Source organism: Candidatus Tisiphia endosymbiont of Xenochironomus xenolabis (assembly GCF_964264705.1).
GTDB lineage: Bacteria > Pseudomonadota > Alphaproteobacteria > Rickettsiales > Rickettsiaceae > Tisiphia.
Map to the genome: position 1 here is coordinate 1,380,262 of NZ_OZ183473.1, position 20,473 is coordinate 1,400,734.

Here is a 20,473-nt window from a genome sequence, read left to right on the forward strand (position 1 = left end):
GCCGTCATTGCGAGGAAGACCGTAGGTCGACGAAGCAATCCATATGACAATTTATGGATTGCCACGCTCACATATGTTCGCTCGCAATGACGTGTATGCATCTCAAACGTCATTGCGAGGAAGGTCGTAGGTCGACGAAGCAATCCGTTTTTGTGTCATCCCTGCTTCAGTGCGGGGTCTAGATTCCCGCCTACGCGGGAATGACAATAGTGGGCGAGAATGACAATAGTGGGTGGAAATGACAAAAGGTCGTAATAATGACATTATCAAAAACGCATGAATATCCCTCAATTATTGGCGAAGCCAATTCTTCAAAGCCTTCAAATATATATTCAAATCAGAAGAGTGTACTTGTTGTAGGTTTGGGAAATATAGGCAAGGAGTATCAAAATACTCGTCATAACGTTGGCTTCATAGCTGTCGATTATTTATCAGAATACTATAAAATTTCTTGGAATACAAAATCCAAACTTCATGCAGAACTGGCACAAGGGATAGTGGACGGACAGAAATTACTATTGGCAAAACCTGTAACTTATATGAATCTGTCCGGTAAAGCAGTACAAGCCATATGTTCTTACTATAATATCAACCCACCAAATATTTTCGTTTTACATGATGATATAGATTTAGAAATTGGTCGAATAAAATATAAATTAGCTGGTGGTAGTGGTGGGCATAATGGTTTAAAATCATTGGATCAGTGTATAGGGAATGATTATCACCGTATCAGAATTGGGGTAGGAAGACCAGCGGCATATGATGATGTATCGGATTACGTCTTAGCTCCTTTCTCTAAAGAAGAATATAAAATTATTATTAGTTCCATTGATGTAATAACCAATAATTTCCATTTATTGCTTTCAGGCAAAGTAGAAGAATTTAACAGGAGTGTAGTTTAAATTATGGAGAGACAATCACATTTAGAGATAGTCTATGCAGATAATAGCATAGATGCACAATATATGAAGGTAATGGAGAATGGTTTAAATGAGCAGGCTAAAGTCAAGAAGGGGCTTGATGTTATAAAATCATTTTCCTTTGCCTGTTTTGATAATGATAAAAACTTTGTTGCTGGTGTAGATGGCAAGAGTTTTTATGATTGTTTGTATGTTGACATGTTATGGGTTTCTGAGAATTTTCGTGGTCAAAATTATGGTACTTTACTGATGGCAAAGGTGGAAGATGTAGCACGAGAGCGTAATTGTAAATTTATGACTGTATGCACTACCGATTGGCAAGCCAGACCATTTTATGAAAAATTAGGCTTTAAATTAGAGTTTGTAAGAAGTGGCTATGCTAAAGATTCGGAAGTATATTATTTAAGGAAAGATTTATAGCTTCCTAGCATTACTTCGTCATTGCGAGAAGCCACTTTGGTGGCTACGAAGCAATCCAAGAAAATGGTTAGAAATGGATTGCTTCGTCGGCTTACGCCTTCTCGCAATGACGTTTAAATATAATATCGCTAATAGACGTATATATACCCCCAGCGTCATTATGAGAAGCCACTTTGGTGGCAACGAAGCAATCCATGGTAAATACCAATTGGGTTAACTATATGAATAGAAATTTATGATATTAGATTTATGACATTAAGATGTGGTATTGTTGGTTTGCCAAATGTAGGAAAATCAACTTTGTTTAATGCTTTAACTTCCAGTGTTGCAGCAGAAGCGGCTAATTATCCTTTCTGCACTATAGAGCCAAATTCGGCTATAGTATCAGTACCGGATATTAGGCTAAATGAGTTGGCAGTTGTTGCTAATTCTACTAAAATTATTCCTACTTATATAGAAGTCGTCGATATTGCTGGCTTGGTACAAGGGGCTAGTAAAGGTGAGGGGCTTGGTAATAAGTTTTTATCTCATATACGAGAGGTCGATGCTATTTTGCATGTATTACGTTGTTTTGAGGATATAGATATTACTCATGTACATAATAAGATTGATCCAATATATGATGCTGAAATAATAGAAACAGAATTAATTTTAGCTGATCTTGAATCGGTAGAAAAACGTTTAACGAATGCTGAGAAACGTTTAAAAACAGGCGATAAAGCTTTAAAAGATCAAGTAGAGTTATTAAAAGAAATTCAAGCAACTCTAGCGATAGGTAAGCCAGTACGCAGCATCAGCAAGGCTTATAGCAAAGAAATGTTAGATCAATTGCAATTATTGACTTCTAAGCCAGTTTTATATGCTTGTAATGTCTTGGAAAATGAGGCGATTACTGGTAATAAATTTACCGAGCTTGTAGCAAAAAAAGCTGAAGAAGAAGGGGCAAAACATGTCCTCATTTCATCGAAAATTGAAGCGGATATTGCAGTTTTGGAAAGTAAAGAGGAAAAAATTGAGTTCTTAAATAGTATAGGGCTTGCGGAAACAGGTCTGAGTAAAATTATAAGAGAAATGTATAATTTATTAGATCTAAAAAGCTTTTTTACTGTTGGACCGAAAGAAACCCATGCCTGGACTTTTAGTAATGGTACACTGGCTCCTAAAGCAGCTGGTATTATTCATACTGATTTCGAAAAAGGTTTTATTCGGGCTGAAGTCACTAGCTATCAGGATTATATAAAGTTTAATGGGGAAGTAAAAGCCAAAGAAATGGGTAAAATGCGTTTAGAAGGCAAAGAGTATAAAATGCAAGATGGAGATGTAGTGCATTTTAGGTTTAATGTTTAAATCAAGGGTAGTTAATTGAGAAAATTATACCATTATCCTATTTGTCCATTATCACGTCAGGTTCGGGTGTTGCTAAAAGAACTAGATGCTCAATTTACTATGGTTAAAGAGGATTATTGGCAGAGGAATCAGGAATTTTTGTCTTTAAATCAGGCGGGTACTTTACCGGTCTTACAAGAGGCATCCAATTTAATTATAGCAGGAATTTATCCGATCACTGAGTATTTCCATGAAAAATATCCAAATTTTAATTTTATGGACGAAGATTTTGATATTAGATGCGAAATCCGTCGATTACTCAGTTGGTTTAATGAAAAATTTTACCGCGAAGTAACAAAAATTATTATCGATGAAAAAATAGTAAGACCATCCTGCCAATTAGGGGGACCTAGAACCGATTTTCTTAGAGCAGCAAAGACTAATTTGTCACATCACTTGAACTATATGTCCAATTTATTGGAGTTACGTAGCTTTATTGCATCAAATTCCTTAAGCTGTGCAGATATAGCTGCCGCCTGTCATATCTCCGTTCTAGATTATTTCGGTGAAGTTAACTGGGATAAATGGTCATCTATTCGTCATTGGTATGCAATAGTCAAATCCAGACCTAGCTTTCGCTCCCTACTACAAGACAAAATCCCAGGTTTTACTCCACCCACATGCTACGCCGATTTAGATTTTTAATGATTGAGATAAGGGGAATTTTCTGCTACAATTTCTAGTGAAGTCCATGGATAAAAAATTTAATTAAATAATCAGAGGAAATTATGGGTAAAAAAGTAGATGAAGTTCAAGATAGTTTGTCTGCAGAAGAGCTAAAGAGTAATATAGGAGAAATGCCTGGTACTTTTCTAGCCTTGCGACAACTAGAAGAAGTAAAAAAGAATCTGGAGGAAGCACGTAAATGTTTTTCTGGTACTGCTAGTAAGGCTTTTTCTGGGGTAAAGAAATTAGAATTTGAGAAAGCAGGAAAGGTGTTTGAGGAATTTATGAGTTCATTTGAAAAACTCAAGGAATTCGCTGATAGTGTAGATCATAAAAAACCTCTAGATAAATTAAGCTCTTCACTAACTCTTACAGGTCGCTTAAAAGATTTTGCTACAGAACAATTAAAAAAAGTTGAAAAAATATTTGAGGCACCCATTAATGCCGTCAAAGATAATAAGATTTTAAATGCGGTGGTGAATGTAATAAAATGTTCATGTAAGGCAGTTAGTACTATAGTTAAAAGTAGTTTAAACAATGCTATAGCCATGTGAGACGTTGCCAAGAGTGTTGTTAATCTAGGTTCGGCAATAAAAGAGGCTGCTATGGGTAAAGGGACACAAGCATCAATGAGTAAGTAACTACAGCTAACCCGATTAGCTTAGCATTTATCAATGTAAACTAACGTCATTGCGAAGAGCCGCTTTACGGCGACACGGCAATCCAAAAATGGATTGCTTCGTCGGCTTACGCCTCCTCACAATGACAAGCGAGTTATATGCATACGTCATTGCGAGCGAACGCACGTGAGCGTGGCAATCCATAAGCCTATCACTCCCCTCACCTATTATGATCATTATTTATGACTGTTAGCAAATAGTTTTTTAAAGCAAGAGCATTTTTATTATATTTTCTAATAAACTCCGGTAGTTTGGAACGTATCATATCAATATTTTGTTGAACCTTTTCTATTGCTTTAAATATGGTCAGCGGACAATCAACGCGATTAACAGTTAACATATCACGTAAAAATTGATCATCATAAATATCTGCTGTAGGACCAACTAAGCAAGGCACTCCTAAACTTAGACTCTCTAAAACTATCATAGGTGAACATTCTGAATTAGTAATGTATAAAGTTAAATTAGTATTGGCAATAAGTTTTATTAGTTCTTGATGTGGTAATTGCTCTGGAAAAACTTTAAGCTCTACATCCTGCATCATCCAACAGGCATGTTTATTGTCATTAAAATGGCAATTAGTGTAACAAGAAACCTTATCTTTCAACATACTTATTGCAGCAAATTGAGGATAGAGATTTTTTATCCATATGCTAGAAGCACTCCATATACCAATTGTAAATTTACTATTCTCTATAGCTATCACCTTTTTTTCAGGCATTGATGGTATGAAGTTTTGTAATAAATAAGATTGAATACCATTAGCTATCAAAAATTGTTCTAGACCTTTCTTCAGGGTGATAATAGCCTTAATCTTATTTTGTTTATATAAATTTAACCATTTATAAAAATCTTGGCAATGATGAGAATCTACCCATTGGGCAGGAGAACCATGCCATAAAAAGTAAATATCTAAATAATTATCAGCCTTAAGCTCATGCAACTTTTCTACTAATTGAGCATGAACATCAATCCCACCCGATATAACTAATTTTTTAATGCCTGTTTTGATAATTAACTGAGCTATTTTAGTGATAATTTTGTTGGGTAAATATGCATTAATATAATTTAGCAAAATATTTGCTTTGCCTATAGGAAAAGGAATTATTTGGTCAAATAATTCTTTAGTGGAGTTAGCGACTCCAGGAAAAGTACTAGAATATATTACGTAGATATCGTCAATAGACCTCTTGTAAAACTCTACTTCTGCTGGTAATTTGGACAATGATGCGGTACTCGAATCCTCACATACACTAGAGTACGCTGCGGTTCTGCGTTCCGTGTCTCCTACAAATTCCTCAGCATAAGCGAGTTTTGTAAGAGGTCTAATATCCTTTTGCTGTCCTTGGTATTTGATTATAAAATTTTTAAAATTATCATAATCATTTTCTGAAGAACAAGAATAAAGCATTGTAATTATTCGTCTAGCAAGCAATCTAACCCAATAATATCTTAGAAGAGGTTGTGCTATCTTTTTTAACAAACGAATAGAACGGATTTTATCAATTATCGATGGAGCTTCGCCCTTATTAACAAGGTTGATATCTCTTAAAATTTGTTGCTTTATTTGTAAATTTTGTTTTTTGTTATGATTTTTTACTGAAATATCTATAAACGAAAGCCATAAATTTTGCAAATGGGCTTTATCGGCAAAGATTTTTTGATAAGCAAGGAAATTTTGCTGTTTAATTTTTGCTAGTAAATCTCGGTCAACATCTAATTTTTTTATTGCCTCCGTAAGATACGGATGATTTCTATTGATTATAAACTGATGTTGTATATCAGGTAGCACCTCCCGGACAATCCCCACGTCAGTAGTAATAATTGCACAACCAAATGCCATTGCTTCAATAAGCGTCAACGGTGTTCCTTCTTGCACTGAGGCTATTAGCAAAATGTCTGTTTCTTTTAGAGTATCCCAAACTTCTTGTTTTGAGTGTAGTCGCTTATTTTTATCTATTATACATTTTTTGATATGAATTTTCTCATGCTCAAGCTGTTCTAGGGCTGGCATAATTACTGTTTTTAGACCTTTGTAATCGTCAATAGTACTATACCAACTTTCCCAAGCACTATTACCAATCCATGTGATAACTAGCTGACTAGAGGCTAAACCAATTTTAGGATCAGGAGCAATTTGTGAATCTGGAATTAATACATTATCATAAATTACTTGCCACGGTTTTGGATATTCTGGGATATTTGCATAAATATCATACAATCTTTTAGAGCTAGTGTAGTAGTTGTCAATAAATCGGAAAGTTGGTAGATTTTTTAGTATGTCAGATTCATTTTCAATAAATAAATGATCAGGTATGCTAATGGTAATGGCAATATTTAATAATTTTTCAATATTACTATTAGTGTTAATACCATTATCTGCTATAATTTGCAGTAAGTGCGTTAAATACCCGCGATGAAAAAAATGTATTAATTTAATAGAATTATATTGGTTTAAATTAATTAAAAACTCCTCCGATGTTTTATAATCACAACTATAAATTATATGACAATCATATTGATCATTTAACAAAGATTGAACAAACGAAGCAACGTTATCAAAAGCCCACCCCCTAATATCCGCTACTAAAATCAGGGTTTCTTTGGAATTCATAAATTTACGCTAAATAACTCTAATAATCCAGTTGCTAACTCATATGTTGCTTTATAATTTAACATCTGCTGAGCCAATTCTGGGCTGCCAACAGAAGTATTTATACTACCAACTTGAGGTGGTAGATATTTTATTCCTTTGATAACAGCGATTTTATCAATTAATTGAATAAGTTCATTTATAGAATAGGCACGTCCTGTGCAAACATTTAGTACTGGTGCCGATGATGCCGCCATAGATAAGGCTCTAACACACATATTTGTTACATCTGAAACATGTATAAAGTCCCGACTTTGATTTCCATCACCAAAAATCACCAACTCTTTACCATCTTTCACTTGTTCTCTAAATATTGATATTACACCAGAATAATCAGAATTTTTAGGTTGTCCTGTACCATAAACATTAAAAAAGCGTAAACCACAACTTTTAAGAGATTTAACCTCGCCAAAAGCCTTAGCTTGTAACTCGCAGGCATATTTATCCGCCGCATAAGGAGAAAGTGGACTCACTTTGCCATTTTCTTGTAGAGGAAAATCACTGATCTTACCGTAAACAGCAGCAGATGACGCATATACCACAGGAATATTTTGTTTACTTGCCTGAAGGAAGATATTAATGGTTCCTGTTAAATTTACTTGATGGCTATAGTGCCAATTATTAATTGATTCCTGCACACTTGCCACTGCTGCAAGATGAAAACAACCCTCGATATTTCTAAATACTTTCTTCACAATATCTTGATCTAAAATATTTCCTTGAATAAACTCAATATTTTTATCAAGTGAACTATTAAAGGTACCAGTTGAAAGATCATCCAATATGACAACTTGGTGTCCTTCTTTGGTTAATAATTTAACAAGGTGCGAACCAATGAAACCAGCCCCACCAGTGACTAAATATCTTGACATATACTATATAATAAGTTTAATTCAATTATACTAAAATGATTTGAAGAGTTTGCTCCGCAAGACTGTAGGTAATTCGCGTACTCACCCTTTGGTTATTGTCCCCATTTCCCAAATCATTTGAGTATGATTTTATGTTATAGAGTTATTATAAAGAAAAATAAATGAAAAAAATCATTATTTTTACAAATACAGATTGGCACTTTTATAACCATCTTCTGCCAATTGCTTTGACTGCTAAAATTAAAGGATATGAAGTTAAAGTACTAACAGATATTAGTGAATTTAAAGATAAAATAGAACAGCATAATTTACCAGTAATTCCAATTTCAATAAAGCGTGGAAGTATTAACCTTTTTACTGATTTACTATTATTAATCAAGCTAATCAGAATATTAAATAAGGAAAAACCTGATATATTACATAATTTCACTATAAAACCAATTTTTTATGGAAGTATCAGTGCTTTTCTGTGCAATACACCACAAATCATTAACACTTTTGTTGGTATGGGTTTATTGTTTATCAGCAATAAATTTTTACTAAAATGCCTTAGGAAGATCATAGTTAAAATATTATCCCTAATAAGCTATTATAAAAGCATGTTATTTGTTGTACAAAATGATGATGATTTAGCTTTAGTGGTGAAATTAGGTATAGCAAACTCTATTAGCATTACAGCAAATTCACAAACGTCATTGCGAGGAGCCGCTTTGCGGCGACGCGGCAATCCCAAAATGGTCAGGAATGGATTGCTTCGTCGGCTCATGCCTTCTCGCAATGACCCCAGTTTGCTATGGATAGGTACTAATCAGGTTAGCCATATTGCTCCCCCAAATTTAGTCATTAAACAATGTAGTGTCGGTATAGAAACCAAGAAATTCCCTCTCCTACCAGAACCGTTAGGTAATAAAATAGTAGTTGCCTTAGTAGCTAGAATGCTTATTGATAAAGGTGTATATGAATTTATATATGCCGCAAAAATATTAAAACAGAAAAATATCGATGCTGAATTCTGGTTAGTTGGTCAGCCTGAACAAAATAATAAACAATCAATAGCACAATCCATATTGGAAGACTACCAAAATCTAGGATATATCAAATATCTTGGATATCAGAAAGATATAGAAGAAATATGGAAAAAAGCCCACATCGCCGTATTACCCTCCTATCGTGAAGGACTAAGCCGCTCCCTTTTAGAGGCTGGGGCATATGGTAGAGCGATTATTACTACTAACGCTCCAGGTGGCAGAGAATTAATACAAGACAAAATAAATGGGTTATTAGTCAAACCTCAAAATATAGAAGATTTAGCAATAGCTATGGAGCTGCTAATCACTATGCCTTCGTTACGAAAACATCTTGGTATAAAAATTCGACAAGATATTTTAGAAAAATATGATAACCAATTAATCTCTGAGAAGATGGTTAATTTTTATGGATAACCTAGTACTACAGTTGTAGATTGAATGTGAGTGTTCACGGAAAAAAGGTTACAAGTATAAGATGTCATTGCGAGCTGATGTATCCCCACGAAATTCTTGCTACATGGAACATAGATGTCAAGCAGTTTACGAACTATTTGACACGTGGAAAGTATAATCAAAACGCTATGTATTTTAAAAAATTTCTAATTTTGAGAATTTATTGCATTTTTTGACCTGATTAAATGTTCTTCAAACCTTGTGAAGTCTAGGGTTTACTAAAATCAATTAATTGGCAACTCGCATTATTTTACAACAATTTCGTGGGGATACATCAGATTGCGAGGAGGTTGCCAGACCGACGAAGCAATCCAGGAAAGTGATTAGAAATGGATTGCTTCGTTGACCTTACGGTCTCCTCGCAATGACGCTTGGTGATAAGGTTTTTTATTCATCACAAAAAAATAGCAAAAAAATTGTGAATGCCCACATCTAAACTACAACTGTAGTACTAGGCTCTTATATCTTGAAAATGTGATATAAGAGCCTAGAATGTGAGCGGTCACAGAAAAAAGTTAAAGCACAAGGCGTATATTAGCAAGGAGGCACTTTAGTGGTATTGATGCAATCCAAAATTAGTAATAACTATTTAACATGATTATAAAGCATTTGTACTCTCTCGTAGTTAATTGGTTTATTTCCTGGTATCTCTAAAAAATATTCTAATTGCCATGCTTGAGTTTTTTTAGCCTGCTTGTTTATAACAATATCCCAAGGTGGGTATACCCTTATCGCTCTCTTACCACCTTGGTTATTGTGCGAAACTATATCATATTTATACAAAACAGATTGTGGAAATATAAATTGACCAAAATTATCTCCTTTACGTGTTGTCACAATAAAAAGATCAATTGAATCTGCAGTATCATATGGCTGAATTGGTCCATTCCCCATTCTCTTCCATAGTGTTACAAATTGACCAATTTTTGTATGAGTAATCTTAGCAACACGAAATCTAACATTCATAGAATTTAGTTTGAATATGTAGGCTCCATATTCAGCACTTTCCTTTTCTATTACTGGTTCAGAGCATCTAAACTGACATGGATTATATATTAAATCTCTCGATACAATAAGTTCCGAGTGAATTAAATCATTAGTACTCCAAGAATTGTTGGTACGGTTACAAATAAGATTATTCACAAATACCCCACAGATTTGTTATACCCAATTCAGGAGAATTGGGTAGTAGGAGCAATAGAACAGCACCTATATATAAAGTAATTCTATATTCAGCGTTATCCACCTTTAGCCCGCCCTACTCCTTTCCCTTGACTACTAATACGAAAAGCTTCACTTTTATTTTTGCTTAAAAAACCACTAAAATCTTCTTTCGTAAATTTAAACTCCGCAATATTCTTTGCTGGACTTTTTTCTGTATTCAATCTTTTATCTTGTTTTTTATCAATAGATAGTAATTGTATAAAATCTTCTTTAATTTTACTTGATGTTGTTGGAGAGTTTAAAGTGTTAATCAGCGATTCTAATGCCTTGGTATCATTTCTAACTTCTTTATTGCGGTTAGTTGCTGCAAGTATAACATAATCTTTTAAGGGACTCTTATTATCTTTTCCTTCCCAACGTTCTGAAGTACAAAAAGATAAAAGTGCCTCAGCTTTTGCTTGATGACTTAGAGTAGCATCACGATCTTGCCAACTTTTCTCAGTTGGCTTTGCCGGAATTATATGGTCTAACATTTTATGAGCAAATGTTTTATTCAAATTGTCATTATCATAAAACTCATAGACGCTTAGAAGGAATTTTTGCTGTTCAAAGTTTTTATCTACCCCCTTACCTAACTCGTAATTATCTAAATATTCCAACGTCTGAAAACGTCCTTTAATATGCAAGTAACCTGCATATTTCTGAGCATCATCAAAATCAAGAGTGGATATACCTTGAGTATCTAATGTCACCGTGTTTAATGCATTCTCACGTAAATTAGTAAGAGTAGCTTTATCAGTTTCCGTATATTTAAAATGTCCACCAACTTGAGCCAGAGTTTTATATACTACATCCATTAAAAATTTTATTAGAGCACTTGGACTGTCAAAAGGCTTGGCACTATATATTGCCACATTTGTTGAAGCATCCATACCACTACCAAAAGCAAGAGCCAGTACCCTACCCTGTTTTTTTGCTAGAGCAACATTATCAAAACCATCTAATTCTTCGGCAGAATCCTCTAATTCTTCAGAAGAATCCACTTTACTCTCATTTTCAGGAAAATATCCAATAGGTACATTGTCCCTATATCCCCCATCAACATATTCAACCCCATCAATTGTTGCCGGTTGGAAAACTATAGGAATTGAAGCAGAGGCACGGCAAGCTAAAGCAATTTCAACATCAGGGCTATTTTCCGCACTAAAAATTTGCAACGTACCATTATCTCGCCTTACTGCAGTAATTAATAAATCTTTAAATTGCTCTGAGTCAACAAGTCTTAAAAGAGCTAAATCCTTAAAAAGGATTTTCCCACCAGCTTGGCATTTTTCCATTAATTCACTGAACTCTTTACCATTAGAGTCTATGATAGTTTGAATTTTATCAAATTGCTTATTTAGCTGTTGTTTTTGAAAATCCAATCCTTGAATATTCTCATTTATATCACTAATCTGTTGACTATTATCACCATGTTGTTGTTTTAATTGTTCAATCGAGTTTAAAAGCTCTTGCTTTTTTTGCTCTAACTCTTCTTGCTGTTGTACAATCCTATCACGACCTGACTGACAAAGCTCCCCAAAGTTCTTGCCCTTCAAAAAATTAAATACCCCTGTTCTGATTGTTTTATCTAAAAGACCATATAATGGGGTACCATCCTTGCCAATCTGCACCGGACCAGCTGAAAATCCTTGCGTACCAAGTAAACCTTTAAGGTTAGTCTCTTTTGAAATTTTCTCAAATTCTTCAGGGGGGATACCACAGGCAACCATCGCCGCACTTATCGCCCCAGCAGATGAGCCTGCAACCGCCTTAACCATTCCAACTGCTCCAGATTCTGCCAAGGCTGAATAAACACCGGAATATATTGCCCCCTTGGCTCCTCCCCCACTAAATACCAAATACTCAAAAGGAGTTTTTTGCCTTTCCAGCATTTCTTCTATATTACCCATAAATTTTACTCAATATTTAATTTTACCACCTTACTCATGACATTTACAGATCATGTATATCTCGTCATTGTGCATAAGCATCATTGCGAGGAAGCCCTTAGATCGACGAAACAATCCATTTGGGTTACTTTTTTGGATTGCCACGCTCACATACGTTCGCTCGCAATGACGAGTTATAGGCTTATAGTCATTGCAAGGAGTACGGAAACCACAATTTTTCAGGGTAGCTATTGTCATCTTCTATGATAATCTTTCTGCCTGGTAAATTTAGTAGAAGATATGAATAATCCAGCTCCTATAACTAAAAATACTGAAACAGTAAAAATACTAGCTATCATAAAATGCCCGAACATTGCTAAAATTAGCGTAGTAATACAGACCATTATCATAAATATAACCGCACTAACTCTCCCTTTTTTTGTTATGTTTTCATAAACCTCAATACTTTTAATATCCATTTGCTGTCTATGCGTTTGTTCTTTCTCTGCCATAACAATTAATTTTGCCAAGGTGCCTGGATGAAGATTTTCATATTCTTCCATTAAATCTATAGGCGGCATAACATGCTCAAACTTCTTACGATAGAAGCTATTATCTTTTTCTCTAGGATTATTGTTAATTTTTGAATATCCTTTATTCAATCTATTATTACTAGCAAAGAAGCTTTTACTCTCTTTCATATTCTTTTTTTATTTCTTGAAATGTTGAATTAATATATTTTTCTATTTTAACAAAATACTCAGACAAATCTGTCTCTGGCTTCTTTCTTATTGTTGTTTTAGATATTTTAAATATACTAAAAAAACCAGTTAGGAAATGCCTTACAAAATCTTTACTCATTTGGTTTTATTCATTTAATTTTCATATTTATTACGTCATTCCCGCCATTGCGAGACCATGTAATGGTCGTAGCAATCCACACTCATTAGATTGCCGCATCGCTAATAGACGATTAAATTCCTCTAAATCACTTTTATAAAATTATCATCAGGAATCAATGGCTCTCCTCTGAAATTTACTGCATTGTTGAATTTATTGCAACAAGTTATAAAGTTTTTATCACAACCTATAGTAAGATCAACCGTTTTATTACACTTCATACTATCAGGAATTAATTGATCCAATATAATTACATTTCCAGAATGACTAATTATCTTACTATAAAATTGACCATTAGCTAAAATAGCATCCCCATAATTAAAATAACCACTTTCTTTATCAATATCTGAAATGACTATAGTTCTGCCAAATATTTCCTGAATATTATATATCTGACTATAAACTGTTTTATCTATTTTGCATTTTAAATCTCCAAAATTAGCACGACATTTTTTACTAAAAGATTGCAGTAACGACTGATTATATCCCATATTTGGCTCTAAACGTAAAGTAAAATCTAAATCCCTTTTAGTATAAAGGCTACAGCAATAAGTAACAAAATGCTTATAAGAATCAGCACAACTAGTATAAATTCTGACCATAGCCTGGGTCAAATCATAATGTTGCTCTACTCCATTATTCTCAAAAACTCCTTCTAAGATAATGTAATTCTGTGCAGAATCATTAAAAACCCCTTCCTTTAAAGTTATTCCAGAATTTGGCATAAATCTTATCCCATCAATTGACAAAGATTTATCAGATTCAGTAAGATACAACTCCAAACCGTCTTGTAGCGTGAGATGGAAACAATAAGTAAAATTATGTACCGCTATGGAATTATCAATATATTCTGTCATATAACCTCCATTAACTCTATTTGCGATAATTCTATTGACCCATCAGAAGAATACGAATATTCAAAACTATCATTAGCAAATCGTACAGCTACATCAAAAGTAAAACTACCTGTCAAAATTTGCTCCCTATCTAATGGGTTTGGTAAAGTTATTAATCCAGTATTATAATCAAGCTGAACATCCAAATTTACACCATTAACATAAAATTCTTCGCTACCAGCTACCGGTTTATTAATTGTTCTAGCATAGGGTAAAATTGGGTCATCATATAATTTAATCAGTTGATATTGGGTTAATTTTCCATCGCCTTCAGCAATGAATTGCCTTGATACTTGATGATCAACATTATCTCTGAAGCGAAAAGAAAAACTCCCTCCCCTTCTTGCTCTGAAGAAAGAGCTAAATTGCTCAAATTCAAAACTACTCAGACGACAATTTTTAATCAAATATCTTTGTCTAGCATATTCTCTATCTAAATTTCTTACTTCTCTACCTGATAATGTCATAGCACAAGAAATAGCAAATTCCGGTTTACCAACAGCAAAAGTTTCAATAAATTCCGGCATACGTATATCATGAAAATTCATAATTCAATATCCCTTGCTTTACCCTGAACTCTTTCAAATAATTTCTCCTCATCATTATAGTCAATTAATAAGAAGTTGGTGACGTCGTTGCTCCTGCTAGCCAATTCTTCTGAATTAAATATAGCTTCTTGTAATTGCCATTTTTTCATAATCTACCTTTGATTTTATTAATTAATTAGCGTAGGCAGTCTCCTAACCTATATCATTCTAATAGCATAAGATCATTTTTTATTAGCGACCTAAAATCCTTATCCATATCAACAAGCCATCTTTTTATATCCACTTTAATAGTTAAATCAGATTCCTCCAATTCTTCTTACAACTTACACAATTGTTGATCACTTACTGCTTCCATAATACAAAGGTCAAGATCAGAAAATTTTCTATGACGACCTTTAACACGTGAACCGTATGCCTTAAATGTATAAGGATATTTTTTAAGACAGATTGCAATATAGTCAATTGATGAGCAGTTGGGGACGTTGTTGCTCAATGCTCACCCATTATTTATAGGCGTCACTCCATCGTTCCTGCTACCCAATTCTCCTGAATTGAATTGACTATAGTTTCTATATCCTCATTCTTGGCAATAGAAGTTTTTCAAACTTATAGTTCTTAATTATCTCCATAATGACTCCACATGCGTAGTATCTTTATTCTCTTATCTACTATATCTACCTCATAAAATAATCTATGTTGCAAATTAACCCTTCTCGAATAAGCTCCCAAATACATACCCCTTAACTTTTTAAAAGGTGGGGGATTTTGAAATGGATCATTGCTTATAATTTCTAGTAATTTGTATATTTGTTTCTGCAAAGGTGATTTCTTAATCTTTTTAAAATCTTTACAAGCATCGCTAGTAAAATACAAACTATACATTTAAGCTAATCCACCAATTTTGTCTTACAATCTTTAAAATCAGTAGTAAGACCTTTGATTATTGATTGACTTAATTCTTTATTTTTTGCTACCAATAATGTTTCTTGAATATCTTCCCAGTCTTGTTTTGAAATTAAAACTGCTGTATTTCTTTTGCCTTTTATTATTGTTGGCTCATGCTCCTCTGCTACCATATCTATTAATTTATATAAGTTCTTCCTAGCCTCACTAGCTACCAAATATGCCATAATTATTCCTATAAAATGTTGATTAACAGTACTATATATGGCACTGTTAATCAATAGACCTCTTGCCTAACTCTACTTCTGCTGGCAATTTGTACGTGATAGCGGTACTCTGCTCCTCACGTACACTAGAGTAAGCTGCGGTTCGAGGTGAAGCGTCTCCTTCAAATTCCTCAGCATAAGCGAGTTTTGCAAGAGGTCTAATATCTTTAACCCCCTTTATTGCAATTTTTGCTAATTCTGTTCTCCTTTAACAAGGCTTTGTAATCTATAGTAAGCTTAGTAGTAATAAGGTCAGAACTACGCTGAAAATTTATATTACAGGCTTTCATACCAGCAACAATGTAATCTTGAAGAATACACGAATTAGCTGTTAATTTATTAGTAATTTTCTCCGCCAGTAAAGTTAAAAGCCCCTGATTTTTATCCCTAGCAAAAGCACTTATCTCAAATTCCACTTGGTAAATATCCTGCCCTAATCTTGAAATATTTTCAACTTTCAAAATATTTACTAGTAAGAACGGATATTTTGCATCTTGGACTACCGATATGTAAATCCGGTCAACACTAAGCCTAATATCCGGCTCCCCAGATAATAAGTTATATATGCTCATGTGAAAATCATGAATAAAATTAACAGACATATATTTCTAACCCTATAATATTCAAGAATTTACTTCTTTCTTCAACATTAATAATCCGCTTAATTTCAAATTGCCTATCTCTAAACGATATACGCATTTTGGTGGTAATGCCGGTGATAAATCTCATTTTAAACACATAAAACCCTTCAGTCATAATATGACCAAAATTCAAATGTTCTATCGAGGTAAATCGATTATCAGAAATAGGTTTTATTTCAGCATAAGTAGAAAGTTTCTCTTGCCATTTTTCTTGCTCTATCTCACTTACAGAAAAATTCTCTAGAATTTTCACCTGATGTTGTAAAGTACGTGCTATTGATTTTTTCATTCTTACCTTTCCAAAAGCCTTATATTCTTAATTGTCTATATGGTAGATACAGATTCTTAATTTCTGTTGATAAAGAAGTAGCATTTTGCCTTTCCCTATCATACATTTCTGCTATATGCATTAATATGCCATGCTTTATTGAAGCTGGAATATTAATTTTATCATAACCCACAATATATTCAATCATTAATTGATAATTTTCTAATTTTTTATTCAAACATAATAATGATCGATCGTGATCTAGGTAATATTGATCAGATTGCAGCTTCATAGATTGACTGTTATTTGTTAGATTATAGTCAATTGATGAGAAGTTGGGGACGTCGTCACTCGTCGCTCGCCTATTAATTATAGGCGTCACTCCGTCGCTCCTAGCCCCAAATTCTCCTGAACTGACTATAATCTTCACTAATTCCTTTATCGGCTGGTATTTTAACTGAAAATTTTGTTGATTTTTAATATTACAAACAAACTCTACCCGCCTTGTTATTATTGTAAGTTTAGTAAAATTCTCAGCAGCCATAATTGCAGCATCTATTAAGCTGCTAATTAAATCATCATCATAATCGCCTTCTATTCTCATATAATTTTTGACTTCTACTAGAGTCCAAATAGCCTGAGGCATTAATTCAGTAATCCTAAAAGTATTTTTTTTATACATATAACTACTTCACATAGGTTAACTAAACATAGCCAGCTTAATAGCACTATGATTCACTACGTCGCCCCCTACCCTTTTAACTGCGTAAAATTTGACAAATGGCTTATCAGTATAAGGATCTCTCATTATACTAATACCACCACGATCTATGATTTTATAGGCTGATTTAAAATCACCTATAGCAATTGCCATATTACCTTCCTTGATAGGCGGCATCTCAGAGCAGCAAAGCACCGATATACCAAATATTGTTTGCTTTAAAGAATCAGACAGTGACTGTTGCCAAATAAACCGACCATTATTATCTTGAAGTTTTTGAATTTCTGATAAAGTCGTACGATTCATCAAAAAAGTAGCATTTGCCAAATATTCTTCATCAAGTAAATTAATGAAATCTAATAATTTTTCGGCAGTAACTTGTCCCCCCATCTCAAATAGCTCTATTTTATCACGAGCTCTTGATAAGATACCTCTTGGCTTTTTCTTACCATCACCATTAATAAACGCCTCATTTTCTGCTTTAACAAAACTATCTCTTAAACGCTCTATCAGCCAATTCTCTATCCGAATAGCTGAGTCATCTATCAAAGTTTGACTGGCTTTTGGCTGAGCATAAAGCTCATGTACAAAAATTCTCTGTTGCTTTAGCCGAGAGGCAGTTGTTTCTTCTCTTGCTTGCAAATCACCAACCCAACCACTAGCAAAATTCCCCTCTTCAATTACTATATCAAGAGCATTACTAGAAATTATTTCGACTGATGCTAATTGTCGCATAGGTGATCTAGCGTTAATCTCAGTAATGATACTATTATATAAAGCCGGTACTAACAATACTCCACCTTCCTCAGGTCCGCTATTTAAAGATTTTTCGATTAATTCACTTTGGCTACCTTTGCGAATATAATTATTAAAAGCAGTTTTATACTCAATATCTTGCATCCCCCCTATTTCTGGACGAGATAGAAAATTTTCTAAATTATAAACTTTTTCTTGTAACTCATTGATTTTTATTTCATTATCATTTTGTTTTGTCATTAATTCTGTGTTCATATTATTCTCCATGTTTTTTTGATTTAAAGAAGAGCTATTATAAATTTGTTTGGTGATATGCGAAATCTTGGCATGATAATTGGCTGGGAAAGTTACGATACTAACCTCAATTAATTCAGCCTCAGTGATAATTCTTTGATTTAAATTGTTATATTTTGCTAGTTTTATATTAAAACCAACGGAAAGACTATCCACCGCCCCTTGGCGAACAAGTTCTATAGCCTCTTTACCTTTTTCGATTTTATTATTAATTATAGCTTCAACTTTTAAGCCGTAATCATCCTCTGTCAAAGACTTAATCACCCCTATTGGCTGTTGCCAATCATGTTGCCAAAGAAATTTGATGCACGAATGATCTGCTGAGGCAAAAGCCCCTTTAGCAATCAGGTCATTATGCTGATCAGAAATATTATAAACACTAGCATAACCTGAAATAACTACGCTATTATCTGTAACAGATTTTATGATTAAATTTTGAATCGCTTTATTTTGCTGTAAGTTTTCAATATACATATTACCCCATAATTGCAATAACTATAGGTAATATATACTAAAAATCTCTAGCACTAAGTATTTTAGAAAAAAAATATTGATTTTTATCAAATATTTTTAGGTTCTGTGAATAAAATTTTAATTTCCTAGATTTTGAGTGTTTTTAAGTATACCATATATAGTATATTATCACTTTCTAGATATGACTTTTAAACCATTATGATAAACAAATCTCCTAAATTTATTCTTCACAATTATTTACCTTCATCTATACTCTCATTTGTAGATATTCTAAGAGTAAATTATGTTACAAACTAGCAATAAAATTTTTTCTAATCTTAGTGGACAGAAAAAATATGATATAATAAGTAGCAAGCAACGTGGAGATTGGGATAATACAAAAGATTTTATTATTAGAGGTAGAGAATGGATAATTGATGAAATAAAAAAATCAGGTTTGCGAGGACGGAGCGGCGCTGGATTTCCAACTGGTCTCAAATGGTCGTTTATGCCTAAAGAACACCCGAAACCTAGCTATTTAGTAGTTAATGCTGATGAATCAGAGCCTGGTACATGCAAGGATCGTGATATTTTAAGACATGAGCCGCACAAATTGCTTGAAGGCTGTTTGCTTGCTAGTTTTGCTATTAACGCACATACTTGCTATATATATATTCGTGGTGAATTTTATAACGAAGCATCCAATGTGCAACGGGCTATAGATGAAGCTTATGATGCTGGTTTTATAGGTGATAATGCTTGTGGTACTGGGTATAAACTTGACATTCATTTGCATAGAGGGGCTGGGGCATATATTTGCGGCGAGGAAACAGCTCTACTCGAGAGTTTAGAGGGTAACAAGGGATTTCCTAGACTGAAACCACCATTTCCAGCTAATTTCGGCTTATATGGTTGTCCAACAACTATTAATAATGTTGAGTCAATTGCCGTTGTACCTACTATACTTAGACGTGGGGGGGATTGGTTTGCTTCAATCGGAAAGCCTAACAGTACCGGCACGAAAATTTTCTGTATTTCTGGTCACGTAAATAGACCATGTAATGTTGAAGAAGCTATGGGCATACCTTTAAAGGAATTGATAGAAAAATATGCTGGAGGTGTACGTGGTGGTTGGGATAATCTGAAAGCTATTATTCCAGGTGGTTCGTCAGTACCATTGTTACCAAAGTCACTATGTGAAGATTTGGCAATGGATTTTGATAGTTTGAAATTAGCTGGCTCGGCTCTTGGGACTGGTGGAATTATTGTTATGGATAATTCTACGGATATTATTTATGCTATTGCCAGGCTTAGTAAATTCTACATGCATGAATCTTGTGGTCAGTGTAGCCCATGCAGAGAAGGCACAGGGTGGATGTGGCGAATTATGATGAGATTAGTACGAGGTCAGGCAAAAACAGAAGAAATAGATCAATTGTTAGACGTTACTAAAATGATCGAGGGGCGTACTATTTGCGGTCTTGGAGATGCCTCTGCTTGGCCTATTCAAGGTTTAATTCGTCATTTTCGTCACGAGATTGAAGAGAGGATTTATTCAAAAAAAATGTAAAAGTTTTTTAATTTAGATGGGTTATATTCTAAAAAAATAACTCACCTTACGCATGGCATTAAAAGTCATATAGAAAATAGCTTG

23 protein-coding genes are annotated in these 20,473 nt (G+C 33.9%); 7 read left to right on the forward strand and 16 right to left on the reverse strand.

Going from position 1 to position 20,473, the window contains the following annotated elements; genetic code table 11:
- Positions 1-257: 257 nt before the first annotated feature.
- The 5 genes from pth to ACFELY_RS06755 all read left to right on the forward strand — a co-directional run bounded on the left by pth (position 258) and on the right by ACFELY_RS06755 (position 3,946).
- Positions 258-902: an aminoacyl-tRNA hydrolase gene (gene pth / locus ACFELY_RS06735; protein WP_094648827.1), complete on the forward strand. Its 645-nt coding sequence runs from the start codon at positions 258-260 to the stop codon at positions 900-902.
- A 3-nt stretch (positions 903-905) separates the two neighbouring features.
- Positions 906-1,340, forward strand: coding sequence for a GNAT family N-acetyltransferase (locus ACFELY_RS06740; protein ID WP_375334001.1), 435 nt, complete (start codon positions 906-908; stop codon positions 1,338-1,340).
- Positions 1,341-1,589: 249 nt separating this feature from the next.
- Positions 1,590-2,687, forward strand: coding sequence for a redox-regulated ATPase YchF (gene ychF, locus ACFELY_RS06745; protein ID WP_375334002.1), 1,098 nt, complete (start codon positions 1,590-1,592; stop codon positions 2,685-2,687).
- 15 nt (positions 2,688-2,702) lie between these two features.
- On the forward strand, positions 2,703-3,371 hold the full coding sequence (locus tag ACFELY_RS06750) for a glutathione S-transferase family protein (protein WP_341748867.1): 669 nt from the start codon (positions 2,703-2,705) through the stop codon (positions 3,369-3,371).
- A gap of 83 nt (positions 3,372-3,454) precedes the next feature.
- The gene (locus ACFELY_RS06755; RefSeq protein WP_375334003.1) at positions 3,455-3,946 is read left to right on the forward strand and encodes a hypothetical protein; all 492 of its coding nucleotides are present in this window, start codon (positions 3,455-3,457) and stop codon (positions 3,944-3,946) included.
- Positions 3,947-4,232: 286 nt separating this feature from the next.
- On the opposite strand, the gene ACFELY_RS06760 is transcribed toward ACFELY_RS06755, so the two are convergent.
- Together ACFELY_RS06760 and ACFELY_RS06765 are read right to left on the reverse strand one after the other, a co-directional pair.
- A complete protein-coding gene (locus ACFELY_RS06760; RefSeq protein WP_375334004.1) occupies positions 4,233-6,686 on the reverse strand; it encodes a glycosyltransferase in 2,454 nt (817 codons plus the stop codon).
- Positions 6,683-7,597, reverse strand: a complete 915-nt coding sequence (locus ACFELY_RS06765; protein WP_341749134.1) for an NAD-dependent epimerase/dehydratase family protein — start codon at positions 7,595-7,597, stop codon at positions 6,683-6,685. The genes ACFELY_RS06760 and ACFELY_RS06765 overlap by 4 nt, the downstream gene beginning before the upstream one ends.
- Positions 7,598-7,758: 161 nt before the next feature.
- Here ACFELY_RS06765 and ACFELY_RS06770 point away from each other — a divergent pair, with 161 nt between their 5' ends.
- Positions 7,759-9,039, forward strand: coding sequence for a glycosyltransferase family 4 protein (locus tag ACFELY_RS06770; RefSeq protein WP_375334005.1), 1,281 nt, complete (start codon positions 7,759-7,761; stop codon positions 9,037-9,039).
- A 624-nt stretch (positions 9,040-9,663) separates the two neighbouring features.
- Here the strand turns inward: ACFELY_RS06770 and ACFELY_RS06775 are convergent.
- The 14 genes from ACFELY_RS06775 to ACFELY_RS06845 all read right to left on the reverse strand — a co-directional run bounded on the left by ACFELY_RS06775 (position 9,664) and on the right by ACFELY_RS06845 (position 18,840).
- Complete coding sequence (locus ACFELY_RS06775) at positions 9,664-10,221, reverse strand: MepB family protein (RefSeq protein WP_375334006.1); 558 nt, start codon at positions 10,219-10,221, stop codon at positions 9,664-9,666.
- A gap of 95 nt (positions 10,222-10,316) precedes the next feature.
- Positions 10,317-12,194 (reverse strand): patatin-like phospholipase family protein, encoded by a 1,878-nt coding sequence (locus ACFELY_RS06780; RefSeq protein ID WP_375334007.1) that lies wholly within the window; start codon positions 12,192-12,194, stop codon positions 10,317-10,319.
- Positions 12,195-12,427: 233 nt separating this feature from the next.
- Positions 12,428-12,874 carry a DUF2335 domain-containing protein gene (locus ACFELY_RS06785; protein WP_094649503.1) on the reverse strand — a complete coding sequence of 149 codons (447 nt, stop codon included), beginning with the start codon at positions 12,872-12,874 and terminating at the stop codon, positions 12,428-12,430.
- A complete protein-coding gene (locus ACFELY_RS06790) occupies positions 12,861-13,034 on the reverse strand; it encodes a hypothetical protein (RefSeq protein WP_250310584.1) in 174 nt (57 codons plus the stop codon). The genes ACFELY_RS06785 and ACFELY_RS06790 overlap by 14 nt, the downstream gene beginning before the upstream one ends.
- Before the next feature lie 122 nt (positions 13,035-13,156).
- A complete protein-coding gene (locus ACFELY_RS06795; protein WP_375334008.1) occupies positions 13,157-13,930 on the reverse strand; it encodes a DUF2163 domain-containing protein in 774 nt (257 codons plus the stop codon).
- Positions 13,927-14,517 (reverse strand): TIGR02217 family protein, encoded by a 591-nt coding sequence (locus ACFELY_RS06800; protein WP_341759021.1) that lies wholly within the window; start codon positions 14,515-14,517, stop codon positions 13,927-13,929. Before ACFELY_RS06800 ends, ACFELY_RS06795 begins: the two co-directional genes overlap by 4 nt.
- Positions 14,514-14,666 carry a hypothetical protein gene (locus tag ACFELY_RS06805; protein WP_157905688.1) on the reverse strand — a complete coding sequence of 51 codons (153 nt, stop codon included), beginning with the start codon at positions 14,664-14,666 and terminating at the stop codon, positions 14,514-14,516. The genes ACFELY_RS06800 and ACFELY_RS06805 overlap by 4 nt, the downstream gene beginning before the upstream one ends.
- A 167-nt stretch (positions 14,667-14,833) precedes the next feature.
- Positions 14,834-15,010 (reverse strand): nucleotidyltransferase domain-containing protein, encoded by a 177-nt coding sequence (locus tag ACFELY_RS06810; protein WP_375334009.1) that lies wholly within the window; start codon positions 15,008-15,010, stop codon positions 14,834-14,836.
- 122 nt (positions 15,011-15,132) lie between these two features.
- Positions 15,133-15,399 (reverse strand): Txe/YoeB family addiction module toxin, encoded by a 267-nt coding sequence (locus ACFELY_RS06815; RefSeq protein ID WP_375334010.1) that lies wholly within the window; start codon positions 15,397-15,399, stop codon positions 15,133-15,135.
- Positions 15,400-15,404: 5 nt separating this feature from the next.
- Positions 15,405-15,701 carry a type II toxin-antitoxin system Phd/YefM family antitoxin gene (locus ACFELY_RS06820; protein ID WP_341748838.1) on the reverse strand — a complete coding sequence of 99 codons (297 nt, stop codon included), beginning with the start codon at positions 15,699-15,701 and terminating at the stop codon, positions 15,405-15,407.
- 152 nt (positions 15,702-15,853) lie between these two features.
- Positions 15,854-16,288 (reverse strand): hypothetical protein, encoded by a 435-nt coding sequence (locus ACFELY_RS06830; protein WP_239832760.1) that lies wholly within the window; start codon positions 16,286-16,288, stop codon positions 15,854-15,856.
- Entirely contained in the window at positions 16,278-16,616 is a 339-nt protein-coding gene (locus tag ACFELY_RS06835; protein WP_094649739.1) for a phage head closure protein, read from the reverse strand. The genes ACFELY_RS06830 and ACFELY_RS06835 overlap by 11 nt, the downstream gene beginning before the upstream one ends.
- 19 nt (positions 16,617-16,635) lie before the next feature.
- Entirely contained in the window at positions 16,636-17,277 is a 642-nt protein-coding gene (locus ACFELY_RS06840) for a head-tail connector protein (protein WP_375334011.1), read from the reverse strand.
- Between the two features lie 18 nt (positions 17,278-17,295).
- Entirely contained in the window at positions 17,296-18,840 is a 1,545-nt protein-coding gene (locus tag ACFELY_RS06845; protein WP_375334012.1) for a phage major capsid protein, read from the reverse strand.
- Between the two features lie 283 nt (positions 18,841-19,123).
- Between ACFELY_RS06845 and nuoF the strand changes: the two genes are divergently transcribed.
- Complete coding sequence (gene nuoF, locus ACFELY_RS06850; RefSeq protein WP_375329740.1) at positions 19,124-20,389, forward strand: NADH-quinone oxidoreductase subunit NuoF; 1,266 nt, start codon at positions 19,124-19,126, stop codon at positions 20,387-20,389.
- The last annotated feature ends 84 nt before the right edge of the window (positions 20,390-20,473 follow it).